The sequence below is a fragment of the Pseudomonas nicosulfuronedens genome (assembly GCF_005877905.1).
Lineage (GTDB): Bacteria > Pseudomonadota > Gammaproteobacteria > Pseudomonadales > Pseudomonadaceae > Pseudomonas > Pseudomonas nicosulfuronedens.
The window spans coordinates 48,052-63,700 of the sequence record NZ_SWDV01000029.1 but is presented as its reverse complement, the minus strand read 5'-3'; the positions used below and the strand labels follow the sequence as shown (position 1 = coordinate 63,700).

13 protein-coding genes are annotated in these 15,649 nt (G+C 66.3%); 6 read left to right on the top strand and 7 right to left on the bottom strand.

The features are described from left to right. Positions 1 to 57: 57 nt before the first annotated feature. The 6 genes from FAS41_RS21005 to FAS41_RS20980 form a co-directional block, all read right to left on the bottom strand. Positions 58 to 429, bottom strand: a complete 372-nt coding sequence (locus FAS41_RS21005) for a gamma-butyrobetaine hydroxylase family protein (protein ID WP_024766503.1) — start codon at positions 427 to 429, stop codon at positions 58 to 60. A gap of 93 nt (positions 430 to 522) precedes the next feature. Continuing rightward, positions 523 to 1,863 carry an ATP-dependent protease ATPase subunit HslU gene (gene hslU, locus FAS41_RS21000; RefSeq protein ID WP_138525370.1) on the bottom strand — a complete coding sequence of 447 codons (1,341 nt, stop codon included), beginning with the start codon at positions 1,861 to 1,863 and terminating at the stop codon, positions 523 to 525. Positions 1,864 to 1,891: 28 nt separating this feature from the next. Further along, positions 1,892 to 2,428: an ATP-dependent protease subunit HslV gene (gene hslV, locus FAS41_RS20995; RefSeq protein WP_017520170.1), complete on the bottom strand. Its 537-nt coding sequence runs from the start codon at positions 2,426 to 2,428 to the stop codon at positions 1,892 to 1,894. 144 nt (positions 2,429 to 2,572) lie between these two features. Continuing rightward, on the bottom strand, positions 2,573 to 3,385 hold the full coding sequence (locus FAS41_RS20990; protein ID WP_138525369.1) for an SPOR domain-containing protein: 813 nt from the start codon (positions 3,383 to 3,385) through the stop codon (positions 2,573 to 2,575). Between the two features lie 6 nt (positions 3,386 to 3,391). Further along, entirely contained in the window at positions 3,392 to 5,155 is a 1,764-nt protein-coding gene (gene argS, locus FAS41_RS20985) for an arginine--tRNA ligase (protein ID WP_138525368.1), read from the bottom strand. A gap of 205 nt (positions 5,156 to 5,360) precedes the next feature. Beyond that, entirely contained in the window at positions 5,361 to 7,622 is a 2,262-nt protein-coding gene (locus FAS41_RS20980) for a primosomal protein N' (protein WP_138525367.1), read from the bottom strand. Positions 7,623 to 7,797: 175 nt separating this feature from the next. Here FAS41_RS20980 and rpmE point away from each other — a divergent pair, with 175 nt between their 5' ends. The 6 genes from rpmE to FAS41_RS20950 all read left to right on the top strand — a co-directional run bounded on the left by rpmE (position 7,798) and on the right by FAS41_RS20950 (position 13,413). Next, entirely contained in the window at positions 7,798 to 8,013 is a 216-nt protein-coding gene (rpmE, locus tag FAS41_RS20975; protein ID WP_024766509.1) for a 50S ribosomal protein L31, read from the top strand. A 25-nt stretch (positions 8,014 to 8,038) separates the two neighbouring features. Further along, positions 8,039 to 8,842 carry a thermonuclease family protein gene (locus tag FAS41_RS20970; RefSeq protein WP_171049527.1) on the top strand — a complete coding sequence of 268 codons (804 nt, stop codon included), beginning with the start codon at positions 8,039 to 8,041 and terminating at the stop codon, positions 8,840 to 8,842. A 2-nt stretch (positions 8,843 to 8,844) separates the two neighbouring features. Next, positions 8,845 to 10,290 carry a M48 family metalloprotease gene (locus FAS41_RS20965; RefSeq protein ID WP_138525404.1) on the top strand — a complete coding sequence of 482 codons (1,446 nt, stop codon included), beginning with the start codon at positions 8,845 to 8,847 and terminating at the stop codon, positions 10,288 to 10,290. Between the two features lie 103 nt (positions 10,291 to 10,393). Next, positions 10,394 to 11,662, top strand: coding sequence for a malic enzyme-like NAD(P)-binding protein (locus tag FAS41_RS20960; RefSeq protein ID WP_138525365.1), 1,269 nt, complete (start codon positions 10,394 to 10,396; stop codon positions 11,660 to 11,662). Between the two features lie 180 nt (positions 11,663 to 11,842). Next, positions 11,843 to 12,616 (top strand): phosphatase PAP2 family protein, encoded by a 774-nt coding sequence (locus FAS41_RS20955; protein ID WP_246084910.1) that lies wholly within the window; start codon positions 11,843 to 11,845, stop codon positions 12,614 to 12,616. A 62-nt stretch (positions 12,617 to 12,678) separates the two neighbouring features. Continuing rightward, a complete protein-coding gene (locus tag FAS41_RS20950; protein WP_138525364.1) occupies positions 12,679 to 13,413 on the top strand; it encodes a substrate-binding periplasmic protein in 735 nt (244 codons plus the stop codon). Between the two features lie 26 nt (positions 13,414 to 13,439). Here FAS41_RS20950 and yccS read toward each other — a convergent pair whose 3' ends face one another. Beyond that, positions 13,440 to 15,635: a YccS family putative transporter gene (gene yccS, locus FAS41_RS20945; protein WP_138525363.1), complete on the bottom strand. Its 2,196-nt coding sequence runs from the start codon at positions 15,633 to 15,635 to the stop codon at positions 13,440 to 13,442. Between the last annotated feature and the right edge of the window lie 14 nt (positions 15,636 to 15,649).

The window sequence follows — 15,649 nt, the reverse complement described above, 5'->3', positions numbered from 1 at the left end:
GATGGGTATCGCAAGCTCCACCCATCCTGCGTCCAGCCATGTGCGTCAGCCGAAGCCTTACAGCATCAGCTTGACCACGGACTCCGACGGGTCGCGCGACTTGCCGGCCTTCTCCAGCTGCGCCAGGTAGTCGGCCCACATCTCGTCGTGGCGCACGCACAGCTCGTAAAGGTAGTCCCAGGTGAACAGTCCGCTGTCGTGGCCGTCGTCGAAAGTCAGCTTGAGCGCGTACTGACCGGCCGGCTCCAGGTTGCTCAGGCCGACATTCAGCTTGCCCACCTGCAGCACCGGATTGCCGTGGCCCTGGACTTCCGCCGATGGCGAATGCACGCGCAGGAACTCGGCGGGCAGGTCGTAGGACTGGTCGCCATAGGTCAGCGAAAGCTTCTTCGAGGCCTTGTGCAGCTTGATGGCGGAAGGAATGCGCATGGACGGCTCCTGAACGGCGATCCCGGCATTGTAGCGCCGGCAGAAAATAAACGGGGCGCCCTGAGGCGCCCCGTCGCTGTGGCGTCGATCCGCTTACAGGATGTAGCGCGACAGGTCCTCGTCCTGGGCCAGCTCACCCAGGTGGCCGTTGACGTAGGCCGCGTCGATCACGATGGCCTTGTCGCTGTGCTCACTGGCCAGGTCAGCGGCGTCGAAGGACACCTCTTCGAGCAGACGCTCGAGCAAGGTATGCAGGCGACGGGCACCGATGTTCTCGGTCTTCTCGTTGACCTGGAAGGCGATCTCCGCGAGGCGCTTGATGCCGTCGGCGGCGAACTCGATGTCCAGGCCCTCGGTCTTCAGCAGCGCGGTGTACTGCTCGGTCAGCGACGCGTGCGGCTCGCTGAGGATGCGCTCGAAATCGCTCGGGCTCAGGGCTTTGAGCTCGACGCGGATCGGCAGGCGACCCTGCAGCTCCGGCACCAGGTCGCTGGGCTTGGACAGGTGGAACGCGCCCGAGGCGATGAACAGGATGTGGTCGGTCTTCACCATGCCCAGCTTGGTGTTCACCGTGCAGCCCTCGATCAGCGGCAGCAGGTCACGCTGCACGCCCTCGCGGGAGACGTCGGCGCCGCCCACGTTGCCGCGCTTGGCGATCTTGTCGATCTCGTCGATGAAGACGATGCCGTTCTGCTCCACGGCTTCCAGGGCGCGGGCCTTGAGGTCTTCTTCGTTGACCAGGCGTTGCGCTTCCTCGTCGCGGATCAGCTTCATGGCCTCGGCGACCTTCAGCTTGCGGCTCTTGCGCTTGCCCTTGCCCATGTTGGAGAACAGGTTCTGCAACTGGTTGGTCATCTCTTCCATGCCGGGCGGGGCCATGATCTCCACGCCGGAAGGAATGTCGGCGACCTCGATGTCGATTTCCTTGTCGTCCAGCTGGCCTTCGCGCAGGCGCTTGCGGAACAGCTGGCGGGTGTTGGAATCCTCGCGCGCCGGCTCATCGCCGAAGCCGGTGGTGCGCGCCGGCGGCAGCAGGGCGTCGAGGATGCGCTCTTCGGCGGCGTCTTCGGCGCGGTACTTCACCTTCTGCACTTCCTGCTCGCGGAGCATCTTGATCGCAGCATCGGCGAGGTCGCGGATGATCGACTCGACGTCACGGCCGACGTAGCCGACTTCGGTGAACTTGGTGGCTTCCACCTTGATGAACGGCGCGTTGGCCAGCTTGGCCAGGCGACGGGCGATCTCGGTCTTGCCGACGCCGGTCGGGCCGATCATCAGGATGTTCTTCGGCGTCACCTCGGCGCGCAGTTCAGCCGGCAGCTGCATGCGCCGCCAGCGGTTGCGCAGGGCGATGGCGACGGCGCGCTTGGCGTCGTCCTGGCCGATGATGTGGCGGTTGAGTTCGTGGACGATCTCGCGGGGAGTCATGGACATTGGACGGGCTACTCCGGAACGACAGCGCTTAAACGGCGCTGTCGAGCTCCTCAAGGGTCAGGTTCTGGTTGGTGAACACGCAGATGGAGCCGGCGATGTTCAGCGCGGTCTCGGCGATCTCGCGGGCGCTCATGTCGTCGCTGCCTTTCTGCAGCAGGGCCAGGGCCGCTGCCTGGGCGAAGCCGCCGCCCGAGCCCATGGCGATCAGGCCGTGCTCGGGTTCGACCACGTCACCGTTGCCGGTGATGATCAGCGAGGCGTCCTTGTTGGCCACGGCCAGCATGGCTTCCAGGCGGCTCAGGGAGCGGTCGGTACGCCAGTCCTTGGCCAGCTCGACAGCGGCGCGTACCAGGTGGCCCTGGTGTTTCTCCAGCTGCTGCTCGAAGCGTTCGAAGAGGGTGAAGGCATCGGCGGTGGCGCCGGCGAAACCGGCCAGTACTTCACCGTGGTACAGGCGACGGACTTTCTTCGCGTTGCCTTTCATCACGGTGTTGCCCAGGGAAACCTGGCCGTCGCCGCCCATGACGACTTTGCCGTTACGGCGGACAGATACGATGGTGGTCAAGGGTCTTACTCCACACTAGCGGGGCGATGTGCCCGAATGCAGAGTCAGATGGGGACTAGGAAGGCGGGGTTCAAGTCCTGCGCCGGACGAGTAGCGCGCATTTCGCGCGCCGCCCGTCGGCGCAAGCCCTGGCGTAGCTGGGGTTCAGCGGGTCTGGCGCTGCTGTAACAGCAGGTTGCTGAAACCGTTGCCGGCGAGCTGTTTCTGCGCGGCGGAGGCCTTGGCACGGTCGCCGTAGGGGCCGACCATGACGCGGTACCAGGTTTCGTCGCGGACGGTGCCGGACTCCACGCGGGCGTTCTGGCCCATCATGATGATCTGCGCGCGCAGGTGGTCGGCGTCGGTCTGTTTGCGGAACGAGCCGGCCTGCAGGTAGTACTGGGTCGCAGCCACGGCCGGTGGCGGTGTCGGCTTGGCCGGTGCGGTGTCGCTGGCCGGAGCCTGCGGCAGCGCCTGCTTCTGCGCGCTGGCGACCTGGGTCGCAGGCGGCGTGGCGGGCGTCGCCGGCTTGACCACCGCGGGCGGCGGTGGATTCTGCCCGCTCAGCGCTGCCAGGGCGCGCTGGGTGTCGATCTTCTCGGCTTCTTCCTTGGTCGCGACCACGGTCGCCGGCTGCTGCGGCTTGGCCGGCGGCGGCACGGCTTCCGGCGGCACGGCGACTTCCGAGCCCGGCAGCAGGGTGTAGAAGTCGTACTTGGGCTTCACCCCGGTCGGCGCGGCCGGTTGTTGCGGCTGCACGGTACCGGAGGGCTTGTTGGAGCCGACCACGGTCTTGGGCGCGTCCGGCTTCTCGCGTTTGACGTCGTTGCGACCCGGCTCCAGCTTCATCAGGAACATGATGAAGCCGCCGATGGCCAGGCCGGCGACCAGCCAGACCCAGCCGGGGACCGATGTCTTCTTGGCCGGGGCCTGGTAGCGGCTGGCGCCGCGCTTGGGAGCGGGTTTCTTCTTCGCCATGGGTGCTTACATGCGCTCCAGGGTTTCCAGGCCCAGCAGCTCCAGGCCCTGCTTGAGGGTACGGCCGGTCAGCGCGGCGAGGCGCAGGCGGCTTTCCTGTTGCGCCGGGTCTTCGGCGGTGAGGATCGGGCAGTGCTCGTAGAAGCTGGAGAACAGGCCGGCCAGCTCGTACAGGTAGGCGCAGAGGATGTGCGGGACTCCCTTCACGGCGACGTTGTTGAGCACATCGGCGAACTGCGCCAGCTGCGCGGCCAGGGCGATTTCCTGGGGCTGCTGCAGGACGATCTTGCCGCCAACCTCGTCGTAACCCTTGCCCAGCTTGCGGAATACGCCGGCCACACGGGTGTAGGCATAGAGCAGGTAGGGGGCAGTGTTGCCCTCGAAGCTCAGCATCAGCTCGAAGTTGAAGCTGTAGTCACTGGTGCGGTGCTTGGACAGGTCGGCGTACTTGACCGAGTCGATGCCCACCACGTGGCCAATGCGGCGCAGTTCTTCCTCGTCGAAGGGCGTTTCGCCTTTCTCGATGCGCTTCTCGTTAAGGCCTTTGACCAGGGCGTAGGCGCGCTCCTCGGCTTCGATCAGCAGGTCGATCAGCTTCACGGTGCCGCCGTCGCGGGTCTTGAACGGCTTGCCGTCGGCGCCGTTCATGGTGCCGAAGCCCATATGCTCCAGGTCCATGCTGGCCGGCACGAAACCGGCGCGGCGGGCGACTTCGAACACTTGCTGGAAGTGCAGGGCCTGACGCTGGTCGACGAAGTACAGCACGCGGTCGGCGTGCAGCACCTTGTGGCGGTAGCGCATGGCGGCCAGGTCGGTGGTGGCGTAGAGGTAGCCGCCGCCGGCCTTCTGCACGATCACCGGCAGCGGCTCGCCTTCGGCGTTCTTGAATTCGTCGAGGAACACGCACAGGGCGCCGTCGCTCTCGACCAGCAGGCCCTTGGCGGTCAGGTCGGCCACCACCTGCGCGAGGTCGTCGTTGTAGGCGCTCTCGCCCTTCACGTCGGCCATGGTCAGCTTCACGCCCAGCAGGTCATAGACCTTCTGGCAGTGCGACAGGGAGATGTCGTTGAAGCGGGTCCACAGGGCGATGCACTTGGGGTCGTTGGCCTGCAGCTTGACCACCAGCTCGCGGGCGCGGTCGGCGAACTCGGGGGATTCGTCGAAGCGCTTCTTGGCGGCGCGGTAGAAGACTTCCAGGTCGTGCAGCTCGGCCTGGGCGTCCACCGGTTGTTCTTCCAGGTAGGCCAGCAGCATGCCGAACTGGGTGCCCCAGTCGCCCACGTGGTTCTGGCGAATCACCGTGTCGCCGAGGAATTCCAGGACGCGGCTGACGCCGTCGCCGATGATGGTCGAGCGCAGGTGGCCGACGTGCATCTCTTTCGCCAGGTTCGGCGAGGACAGGTCCACCACCACGCGCTGCGCGGGGCCGGCCTTGCGCACGCCGATGTGCGCGTCAGCCAGGGCCTTGTCGAGGCTGGCGGCGAGCCAGGTCTGGTCCTGGAAGAAGTTCAGGAAGCCGGGACCGGCGATCTCGACCTTGGCCACTTCCGGGCTCTGCGGCAGCGCCGCGACCAGCTTGGCCGCCAGGTCGCGCGGCTTCATCCCGGCCGGCTTGGCCAGCATCATGGCGATGTTGCTGGCGAAGTCACCGTGGGTTCGGTCCTTGGTGTTCTCCACCTGGATGTCGGGCGTCAGGCCGGCCGGCAGGGTGCCGTCTTCGGTGAGGCTGACAAGGGCTTGCTGGATCAGGTGGCGAATCGTGTCTTTCATGGTTTTCTCCGTGCTCGCGTGCATCCGGCGCGCGCGACCGGTTATCGGGCTCAGAACCGCGCATTATCCGTGGCCGGGCATGGCTTGCCAACCGCGGAGCGCTCCAAGTTCAGTCTCGCCGCTGTGCCATCCGTCGCGGCTGATGGAAGTCAATGTAGGACGGTTCCGGCTCGGCAGCCGGGTTCCCAGGCGTAAAAGAGCGCTGTCAGAACAGATCGATGGGGTCCACGTCCAGTGACCAGCGTACCTGGCGCCCACTGGGCATACCTTCGAGGGTCTGCAGCCAGGGTGTGAGTAGGCGGTGCAGCGGTGCGCGGGCGGTGCTCATCAGCAGCAGCTGCGCGCGGTAGCGGCCGGCGCGGCGCTCCATGGGGGCCGGCACCGGGCCGAGGAGCTCCACTTCGTGGCCGAGCGTGGCTTGCAAGCGCTCGGCCTCGGCGCAGGCTTCGTCGAGGAAGCCCTCGGCCTGCCCTGGCTTGTGCGCCTCGGCGCGCAGCAGGGCAAGGTGCGAGAAGGGCGGAAGGCCGGCGGAGCGGCGCTCGGTGAGGGCCTGGTCTGCGAAGGCAAAGTAGCCCTGTTCGGTGAGCTGCACCAGCAACGGGTGGTCGGCCAGGTGGGTCTGGATCAGCACGCGGCCCGGTTCTTCGGCGCGCCCGGCGCGGCCGGCGACCTGGACGATCTGCTGGGCCATGCGTTCGCTGGCGCGGAAGTCGGCGGAGAACAGCCCGCCGTCGGCATCGAGGATCGCCACCAGGGTGACCCGCGGGAAGTGGTGTCCCTTGGCGAGCATCTGGGTGCCGACGAGGATGCACGGCTCGCCTTTATTGATGGTGGCGAACAGGTCGCGCATGGCGTGCTTGCGCGAGGTGCTGTCGCGGTCGATGCGCAGCACCGGGTAGTCGGGGAAGAGGATGCGCAGGCGCTCCTCGGCGCGCTCGGTACCGGCGCCGACCGGGCGCAGGTCCACCGTGCCGCATTTCGGGCAGTTGCGCGGTGGCCGCTCGCGGTGGTCGCAGTGGTGGCAGCGCAGCTCGCCGCTGCCCTGGTGCACCGTCATCCGCGCGTCGCAGCGCGGGCATTGGCTGATCCAGCCGCAGTCGTGGCACAACAGGGTCGGCGCGAAGCCGCGGCGGTTCAGGTAGACCAGTACCTGCTGGCCGGCGGCCAGGGTTTCCTTGATCGAGCGCTGCAGCGGCATGGAAATACCCGAATCCAGCGGCAGGCTCTTCACGTCCAGGCGGTGGAACTTCGGCTGGTGCGCGCCGCCGGCTCGCTGGGTCAGGCGCAGCAGGCCGTAGCGGCCGCTCTGGGCATTGTGCAGGCTTTCCAGCGCGGGGGTGGCCGATCCCAGCAGGATCGGCACGTTTTCCAGGCGCGCGCGCACCATGGCCAGGTCGCGGGCGTGGTAGCGCAGGCCTTCCTGCTGTTTATAGGAAGCGTCGTGTTCCTCGTCGATGATGATCAGCCCGGGATTCTTCAGTGGGGTGAACAGCGCCGAGCGGGTGCCGATGATGATGTCCGCGTCGCCGTCGCGAGCCGCCAGCCAGGCGTCGAGGCGCTCGCGGTCGGTCAGCGCGGAGTGCAGCAGGGCGATGCGCGCATTGAAGCGGCGCTCGAAGCGGCTCAGGGTCTGCGGGCCGAGGTTGATCTCGGGGATCAGCACCAGTGCCTGCTTGCCGGCTTCCAGCGTCTCGCGGATCAGTTGCAGGTAGACCTCGGTCTTGCCGCTGCCGGTGACGCCAGCGAGGAGGAAACTGTGGAAGCTGCCGAAGCCGGCGCGCACGGCCTCGAAAGCGGCGCGTTGTTCGGCGTTCAGCGGCAGTTCCGCCTGCGCCAGCCACGGGCCATGGTGCGGCGGCACACGGTGTTCGCGCACCTCCAGGGTGACCAGCCCCTTCTCCTGCAGCAGGTCGAGGCTGTCCTTGTTGATCTGCAGCTGGCTCAGCAGGTCGTGGGCGACGCCGTGGGGATGCTGCTTGAGGATCTTCAGGGTCTCGCGCTGGCGTGGCGCGCGCGCCAGACGTGGGTCTTCCTCGCGGGCGCCAGGTTCGGCGTGCCAGAAGCGCTGCTGGCGCGCCTCGGCCGGGTCGCCCTGGCGCAGCAGGTTGGGCAGTGCCCAGGAAAAGGTGTCGCCCAGGCTGTGCTGGTAGTACTGCGCCGTCCAGCGGCACAGCTCCAGCAGGTGCGCCGGCATCGGCGGTTCGCGGTCGAGCACCGCCAGGGCTGGGCGCAGCTTGTCCGCCGGCACGTCGGAGGCTTCCACTTTGTCCACCAGCACGCCGACCATCTCGCGGCGGCCGAACGGCACGCGCAGGCGTACGCCGGGCTGCAGGCGTGCCACGTCGACCCCGCGCGGTGGCAGGTAATCGAACAGGCGGCGCAGCGGCGAGGGCAGGGCGAGACGCAGGATGGAGGGTGTGGGCACGCGACGGATTCCGGGGCGGCTGGGAGCGCTGGATGGTAGCATGGGCAATACGACGGTCGGTCATGCCTGATCTTGCGTTGAAAGCGATCTCTGGTATGATCCACGCCCTTAATTTGCGTGCGGTGCCCGGTAAAAGATCCCGCCCGCGGTCCTTGATGGCCGTGGCTCGGCTTCTGCCAGAGACTGGGTGGCGGCACACCACCGAGAGGAAGAGACCATGAAACCGGAAATCCATCCCGCGTACGAAGACATCGAAGCTACCTGCAGCTGTGGCAACGTGATCAAGACCCGTTCCACCCTGTGCAAGGGCATTCACCTGGACGTCTGCTCCGAGTGCCACCCCTTCTACACCGGTAAGCAGAAAGTTCTGGACACCGGCGGCCGTATCGACCGCTTCAACCAGCGCTTCGCCATGTTCGGCGGCAAGAAGTAAGATCGATTTCCGGGAAAGGCCTACGATGGTTTTTCACGGTAATTCGAAAAAGGCGTCCCTCGTGGGCGCCTTTTTTATGGCCGTCCTTTTTTCCCTGGATGCCAGCGCCGCTGCCTGCCCGAAGCCTGCGATGCCTGAAACGGTGCGCGTGGCGCGGGTGGTGGATGGCGACACGCTCAGGCTAGTCGACGGCCGCAGCGTCCGCCTGATCGGCGTCAACGCCCCGGAACTGGCCCATCATGGCCGCTCCGAAGAACCCTTCGCCGTTGCCGCCCAGCGCCGCCTGCAGGAGCTGGTGGCGGCCAATGATGGCGAGGTCGGGCTGGTTGCCGGCCGGCAGGGCAAGGACAAATACGGCCGCACCCTGGCTCACGCCTACGACGCCCGCGGCAACAATCTCGAATCCCGCCTGCTCGCCGAAGGCCTGGGCTACCTTGTAGCTATTGCACCGAACAACGACCTCACCGCCTGCCAGCAGGCCGCCGAGCGGCAAGCCCGCAGCGCCGGGCTCGGTCTGTGGAAGCGCGCGCCGGTGCAGACGGCGGAACAACTTCACGAAAGCGGGTTCGCGGTGGTACGCGGGCGGGTCGAGCAGGTACAACGCAATCGCGGCGGCCTGTGGATCGATCTCGACGGCCCGCTGGTGCTGCGGATCGAGGCGAAACTCGTGAAGCGCTTCGACGATGCAACCCTGCGCGATCTCAAGGGTCGACAGGTGGAGGCGCGCGGCTGGGTCATCGACCGCGCCGAGCGTGGTGGCGTGAAACCCGGACAGGCGCGCTGGATGCTGCCTGTGACCGACCCGGCGATGATGGAGGTATTGCCATGAGCATGCGCTCGTTCGGAATCCTGACCCTGCTGGCGCTGCTGAGCGTCCTCGGCGGCTGCGCCACCAATCCGGCCACCGGCAAGTCCGACTTCGTGATGATGAGCGAGCAGGGCGAGCTGGAGATGGGCCAGAAGTACAGCCAGGAGATCGGCAAGCAGTACCCGCGCTATGAGGATGCGAAACTGCAGGCCTACGTCCAGCAGGTCGGCGAGCGGGTCGCCCGCGCTGGTGACCGTCCGCAGCTGCAGTACCACTTCACCGTCATCGACACTCCCGACATCAACGCCTTCGCCCTGCCCGGCGGCTACATCTATATCCATCGCGGGCTGATGGCGTACCTGGGCTCGGAGGCGGAACTGGCGGCCGTGCTCGGCCACGAAGTCGGCCACGTCACCGCTCGGCACAGTGTCAAGCAGCAGAGCCAGTCCAGCGCCTGGGGCATTCTCGGGCAGGCAGTGGCCATCGGCACCGGCGTGGGCGCCGCGGCCGACCTGACCAACGTGCTCGGCACCGCCTTCGTCCGTGGCTATGGTCGCGACATGGAGCTGGAGGCCGATGGCCTCGGCGCCAAGTACCTGGCCCGCGCCGGCTACGACCCCACCGCCATGATCCAGGTCGTACGGGTGCTGAAGAACCAGGAAGACTTCGCCCGCGACGAGGCCGCGCGCAAAGGGCAGGCGGCCCAGCCGGTGGGTTACCACGGATTGTTCGACACCCACCCTGACAACGACCAGCGCCTGAAACAGGTGATCGGTCCGGCCCAGGCCCTGGCTGTCAGCGGCCAACGCGAAGTCGGTGCCGAGCGCTACCTCAAGGCCATCGACGGCATGCCCTTCGGCGACTCCGCCGCCAGCGGCGTGCGCCGTGGCCAGACGTTCTATCACTCGGAGCTGGACTTCACCCTGACCTACCCGGCGGGCTGGGGCATCCTCAACCAGCCGACCGCGCTGGTGGGCTACACCGCCGACCAGCAAGCCTACATCGGCATGAAGCTGGTGCCCCGGGAAGGCCAGCTGACCCCGGCCGAGTACCTGCGAAAGGGCGCTGGTGGGCGGTTATCGAACGAAGAAAGCTTCCAGCAGAGCGGCCTCGACGTCGCCACCGGCGTGGTGCCCGGCAATCCGGCGCGGCGCGCGGCGGTGATCTACCAGAAGGACCATGCCTACCTGTTCATCGGTGTGGTCAAAGGTCGCGCCTCGCTGGAGAGCGAGGACGACCACTTCATGCAGGTCATTCGCAGCTTCCGGCCGATGCGCGCCGACGAGCAGAAACTCGCTCAACCGCGCCGGATCGCCGTCGTTCAGGTCAAATCCGGGCAGACTGTCGAGCAGTTCGCGAAGGCAGAATCCGGTCCGGAATCTGACTCGATAAATCGTATACGTTTATTGAATGACTTGTATCCAACTGGTCAGCCAAAAGCGGGCGACTGGCTGAAAGTCGTACGCTAGAGGTCTTGACAGCAGGGGCTTGGGCTACCTTGGCAGGTGCAGGGTTTGTGCGTATGCTCGGGCCCCCGTCTGTCCAACAAGCAACAAAAGCGGAAGTGCCCAAATGTCTGATCTCAAGACCGCTGCCCTCGAATATCACGCCCAACCCCGCCCCGGTAAACTGAGCGTCGAGCTGACCAAGCCGACCGCCACCGCTCGCGACCTGTCGCTGGCCTACAGCCCGGGTGTCGCCGAGCCGGTGCGCGAAATCGCGCGTGATCCGGAACTGGCCTTCAAGTACACCGGCAAGGGCAACCTGGTCGCGGTCATTTCCGACGGCACTGCCATTCTCGGCCTGGGCAACCTCGGCCCGCTGGCCTCCAAGCCGGTCATGGAAGGCAAGGGCGTGCTGTTCAAGCGTTTCGCCGGTGTCGACGTGTTCGACATCGAAGTCGACGCCGAGAGCCCGCAGGCCTTCATCGATACCGTCAAGCGCATCTCCATCACCTTCGGCGGCATCAACCTGGAAGACATCAAGGCACCCGAGTGCTTCGAGATCGAGCGCGCGCTGATCGAGCAGTGCGACATCCCGGTATTCCACGATGACCAGCACGGCACCGCGATCGTAACCGCCGCCGGCATGCTCAACGCACTGGAAATCGCCGGCAAGAAGCTGGAGACCGCGAAGATCGTCTGCCTGGGCGCCGGCGCTGCCGCCATCTCCTGCATGAAGCTGCTGGTGAGCATGGGTGGCAAGGTCGAGAACATCTACATGATCGACCGCCAGGGCGTGATCCACGCCGGCCGCAACGACCTGAACCAGTACAAGGCCGTGTTCGCCACCGAGACCGACAAGCGCACCCTGGCTGACGCCCTGGAAGGCGCCGACGTATTCGTCGGCCTGTCCGGCGCCAACCTGCTGAGCCCGGAAGACCTCAAGCGCATGGCGCCGAATCCGATCGTCTTCGCCTGCTCCAACCCGGACCCGGAAATCAAGCCGGAACTGGCCCACGCCACCCGCGATGACGTGATCATGGCCACCGGTCGTTCGGACTACCCGAACCAGGTGAACAACGTACTGGGCTTCCCCTTCATCTTCCGCGGTGCCCTGGACGTACGCGCCACCCGCATCAACGAAGAAATGAAGATCGCCGCCGCGCTGGCCCTGCGTGACCTGGCCAAGCTGCCGGTACCCCAGGACGTGTGCGACGCCTACGGCGTGAGCGGCATCGAGTTCGGCCGCGAGTACATCATTCCGAAGCCGATGGACAAGCGCCTGATCACCGTCGTTTCCGATGCCGTGGCCAAGGCCGCCATCGAGACCGGCGTGGCGACCCTGCCGTATCCGAAGCACTACCCGCTGCAGTCGGTGGAAGACGTCTTCAAAGGCTGATTCCGTCTGATTTGAAAAACCCCGCCTTGGCGGGGTTTTTCTTTTTCCACTGAAGGAAATGAAGAGTTACCGATTAATGACTGAAGGCAGGGGCCTTCGGAATCGACCCGACTATGCTTCCCCGCTCATGCATTGACGCGTCTGCTGCTCTGGAGCGGGCCGGGCGCATGGGGGAACATCATGAATCGGACTTTGCTGGCAGTCGCCACCCTGGCGGCCAGTGTCGCGCTCATCGGCTGCGCCGGAGCACCGCAAATGAGCTGGCAGCGGGTGGGGGATTCGGCGCAGCGCGCCGCCACCAGCGCCGACGTCTGGGGCCCGGTGGCTGGCGCGGCAGTGATCGCCGCGGGTAACTGGGACCACAAGTGGCAGAAGTCGGCGAGTAACCACGATTGGTTCTTCGGCGGCGACGCCAACCAGGCGGCCGACCGCATGCTCAACCTAGCTACCGGCCTGAGCGTCGTCACGGCTCTGGTGGTCTCGCCCAAGGATGTGAGCACCGAGGAGAAGTGGAGCTGGCGCGGTCGCAACCTGTCGCTGCTGCTGGTAGACCGCTATGCCGTCACCGGCTTCGTCGAGGAAGCCAAGGAGTGGTCCGGGCGTGAACGACCTGACGGGATTCCCGATGACTCCTTCCCTTCCAAGCACACTGCCGTGACCGCAGTACACAACAGTTTCACCCGCCGCAACTTGGACTACATCGACATGGACCCGACCTGGCGCTACACCGCCAAGGCCGGGCTCTATACCCTCGACGGGCTGACCGCACTGTCGCGGGTGGAAGGGGACAAGCACTACCCCACCGACGTGCTGGTCGGCATGGCGGTGGGTAATTTCTTCGCCAACTTCACCTACAACCTGTTCCTCGAGGGGCCGGAAAGCGAGCGCTACAACGTGGCGGTGGTCCCGGAAACCGGCGGCGGCATGAGTCTGCGCGCGGCAATGTTGTTCTGAGGTTGGCGCGCCGGGGCGAGCAGCGTCTAGTCTTGAAAGCTTCTCCCTGGACGACACGCCCGATGCCGCTGCGCCTGCTGCTGATTCTGCTGTTCCTGTGCGTTTCCAGCGTGGCGCGGGCCGGGGAGGTGCTGCGCATCGCGGCGGATCGCTGGCCGCCCTACGCAGACCGCCAGTTGCCCGGCAACGGTGTGGCGGTGCACCTCGTGCAGGCGGCGCTCAAACGTGCCGGTTATGCCAGCGAGTACATCGAAGTGCCCTGGCCGCGAGTGCTGCATGGCGTGACGAACGGCGAGTACGACCTGGTGGCGGATGCCTGGTATTCCCCGGAGCGGGAATCCTTCGGTGTGTATTCCCAACCCTACCTGGTCAACCGCGTGCGCCTGATCAAGCGCCAGGGTTCGCCCATCACCTTCGGCAAGCTGGCTGATCTCTATCCGTACCGCATCGCCATGGTGCGCGGCTACGCCTATTCCGAGGCCTTCGATCGCGACCCAAAACTGCAGCGGGTGCCGGTGTTCAGCTTCGTCAACGCCGCGCTGATGCTGCAGGCCGGCCGTGTGGACCTGACGCTGGAGGACGAGATCACCGCGCGGGTGCACTTTAACGGTGACCTCGCCGAGCTCAAGGGGCAGCTGGAGTTCCTGCCGATGCCCCTGGCGGAGAATGGTCTGCATATCCTGGTAGGCCGGCACAATCCGCACCATGCCGAGATAGTCGAGGCGTTCAACAAGGCGATCCGTGAAATGCGCGAGGACGGCAGCTACGACCAACTGATGCGCGAGCACGGTCTCTGACGGGGCTTTGGGCTCCTACAAAAGCGTCAGGCGGCTTCGGTCTGCTCCGCGCCGATGTCCCTCTTCAGCAGGTGTGCTGCCAGGGTTCGCAGCGGTGTGAGCTGTCGGCAAATGAGTGCCAGCTGGGTCTGCACCAGCCGGTGGGCGTCATCCTGTTCGTCGGGCAGTTCTTCCAGGCGCTTGGCCAGCGCGTCTTCCTCGTCGCTGTAGATAGCCACCGGGCGTCGCTCGTTGAGGCGCGCGGCGATGTCGTCGAGACTGCTGGTCAGGCGCTCGGCAGCCTCGGCGATGAGGTCGTCGTTGACGTCCGGCGGCAGCTGGTTGCGGTGCGCGCCGAGGGCGGAGAGGTAGCTGAGCAGGGTGTGCGACAGCACCAGGAAGCGGAAGCCGATCTCCGCGTCCTTCCGGAAGTGGCCGGGCTCCAGCAGCATGTTCGACAGGGTGGTGGAGAGCGTTGCGTCGGCGTTGTGAGCGTTGCGCCGGGCGGTGCGGTAGGCGAGGTCGTCGCGCTTGCCGTTGGCGTACTGCTGCATGATTTCCCGCAGGTAGCGGCTGTTGCACGCCAGGGTGCCACCGACCAGGCGGTGCAGGCTGCGCCCGTGCCAGTCGGGCAGTACCAGGAATACGGCGATGCCGGCGATGAGCGCGCCGAGCAGGGTATCGAACAGGCGTGGCAGGATCAGCCCGTAGCCGTCGCCTACCTGGTTGAAGCAGAACAGCACCAGCAGGGTGATTGCCGCTGTCGCCAACGTGTAGCGGGTGCTTCGCGTGGCGAAGAAGGCGACTCCGGCGACCACTGCCAGCAGCGATTGGATCAGCGGGTTGGGGAACAGGTCGATCAGCGCCCAGCCCGCTACGAGGCCGACCAGCGTGCCGAGAATCCGCTGCACCATGCGGATACGCGTGGCGCCATAGTTGGGCTGGCAGACGAACACCGTGGTGAGCATGATCCAGTAGCCCTGGGTCGGGTGGATCAGGTGCAGCATGCCGTAGCCGGCGGCCAGTGCCAGCGACAGGCGCAGGGCGTGGCGGAACAGCAGCGAGGTCGGCGAGACCTGCAGGCGGATGCGCTCCAGCGCGTCCTTGAACGAGCGCGGCGAACGGTCCAGCAGCGTGCTGTCCTGCTCGTCGTCCAGTGCGTCGGGGTTACTCGCGCCACTGAGCTTGCGGTCCAGGGTGGTGAGGTTGGCCGCCAGCGCGCCGAGGGAGCGCAGCAGTCCGCGCCAGGCCGGGTTGTCCTGCTGGCGCAGGTGTTCCAGTGAGGCATTGAGGTCGGCCAGGGCCAGTTCGCTGTCGTTGTAATCGAACGGCTGGCGCAGCTGGATCGCTTTCGCCAGTGCCTTGCACGCCTTGCCCTGCTGGTTGAGCAGGCGTTGGCAACGGAACAGCACGTCGCTGTGGAAGAAGGCCTCGGCCAGCTGGTTGTACGGGTAGTGCGAGGAGCTGGCGCGCTCGTGGATGTCCTGGGCGATGAAGTAGAGCTTCAGGTAGCGGCTGATCTTCGGGCTCGGCCTGCCGTGGGAGAGGCGCGCGAGGATGGTTTCCTTGGCCTGGTTGAGCGCCACCACGACCCGCCCGTTCTGCCGCGCCAGCGCGAGGCGCTGGGCCTCGACGTCGAGATGGCGCAGCGGCTCCAGCAGCGTCGACTTGATCTTCAGGTACTCGCCCAGTTCGAGGAACAGCTTCGCCAGGCTCTGCTGCACCGGCTGGTTGGCGAACAGCGCGTTCCACAGCACCGAGAGCAGCCCGTACCAGCCCGCGCCGGCCACCAGCAGCAGCGGCTCGCGCCAGAAGTCGCTGGGCGTGCCGCCGCGCTGGTCAACGCCGATCATGGTGTAGATCGACAGGATCAGCGTGGCCGAGGCAATGGCCGCATAACGCTCGCCCAGGGCGCCGAGCAGGGGCATGGCGAAGGTCGAGAGCGCGAGCCCGGCGACGAACAGGAGCGGGTAGGGGAACAGCAGCTCCACCGCCAGCGCGGCGATGCTGAAGCAGGCCAGGGTCACCAGCAGGGCCTGCAGGCGGCCGAGCCAGTGGTCGTCGGTTTCCGCCAGTGCGCTGGCGATGACGCCGAGGAACAGCGGGATCACCAGCTCGGGCCGACCCTGCAGCCAGCACGCGAGCATGACCCCGCTGAGGGCGACGAACACCCGCAGGCTGTAGGCGAACTTGTCCAGCGCCCAGAGGCGCCGCAGAGACTGGAGCAGTGGGGAGGAGAGCATGCGCGTGCGGGACT

Excerpts from the sequence above, each read along its gene's own strand:
- FAS41_RS21005 (WP_024766503.1), bottom strand. The coding sequence starts at position 429 with ATGCGCATTCCTTCCGCCATCAAGCTGCACAAGGCCTCGAAGAAGCTT.
- hslU (WP_138525370.1), bottom strand. The coding sequence starts at position 1,863 with ATGTCCATGACTCCCCGCGAGATCGTCCACGAACTCAACCGCCACATC.
- FAS41_RS20990 (WP_138525369.1), bottom strand. The coding sequence starts at position 3,385 with ATGGCGAAGAAGAAACCCGCTCCCAAGCGCGGCGCCAGCCGCTACCAG.
- argS (WP_138525368.1), bottom strand. The coding sequence starts at position 5,155 with ATGAAAGACACGATTCGCCACCTGATCCAGCAAGCCCTTGTCAGCCTC.
- FAS41_RS20980 (WP_138525367.1), bottom strand. The coding sequence starts at position 7,622 with ATGCTACCATCCAGCGCTCCCAGCCGCCCCGGAATCCGTCGCGTGCCC.
- rpmE (WP_024766509.1), top strand. The coding sequence starts at position 7,798 with ATGAAACCGGAAATCCATCCCGCGTACGAAGACATCGAAGCTACCTGC.
- FAS41_RS20970 (WP_171049527.1), top strand. The coding sequence starts at position 8,039 with ATGGTTTTTCACGGTAATTCGAAAAAGGCGTCCCTCGTGGGCGCCTTT.
- FAS41_RS20965 (WP_138525404.1), top strand. The coding sequence starts at position 8,845 with ATGCGCTCGTTCGGAATCCTGACCCTGCTGGCGCTGCTGAGCGTCCTC.
- FAS41_RS20960 (WP_138525365.1), top strand. The coding sequence starts at position 10,394 with ATGTCTGATCTCAAGACCGCTGCCCTCGAATATCACGCCCAACCCCGC.
- FAS41_RS20955 (WP_246084910.1), top strand. The coding sequence starts at position 11,843 with ATGAATCGGACTTTGCTGGCAGTCGCCACCCTGGCGGCCAGTGTCGCG.
- FAS41_RS20950 (WP_138525364.1), top strand. The coding sequence starts at position 12,679 with ATGCCGCTGCGCCTGCTGCTGATTCTGCTGTTCCTGTGCGTTTCCAGC.
- yccS (WP_138525363.1), bottom strand. The coding sequence starts at position 15,635 with ATGCTCTCCTCCCCACTGCTCCAGTCTCTGCGGCGCCTCTGGGCGCTG.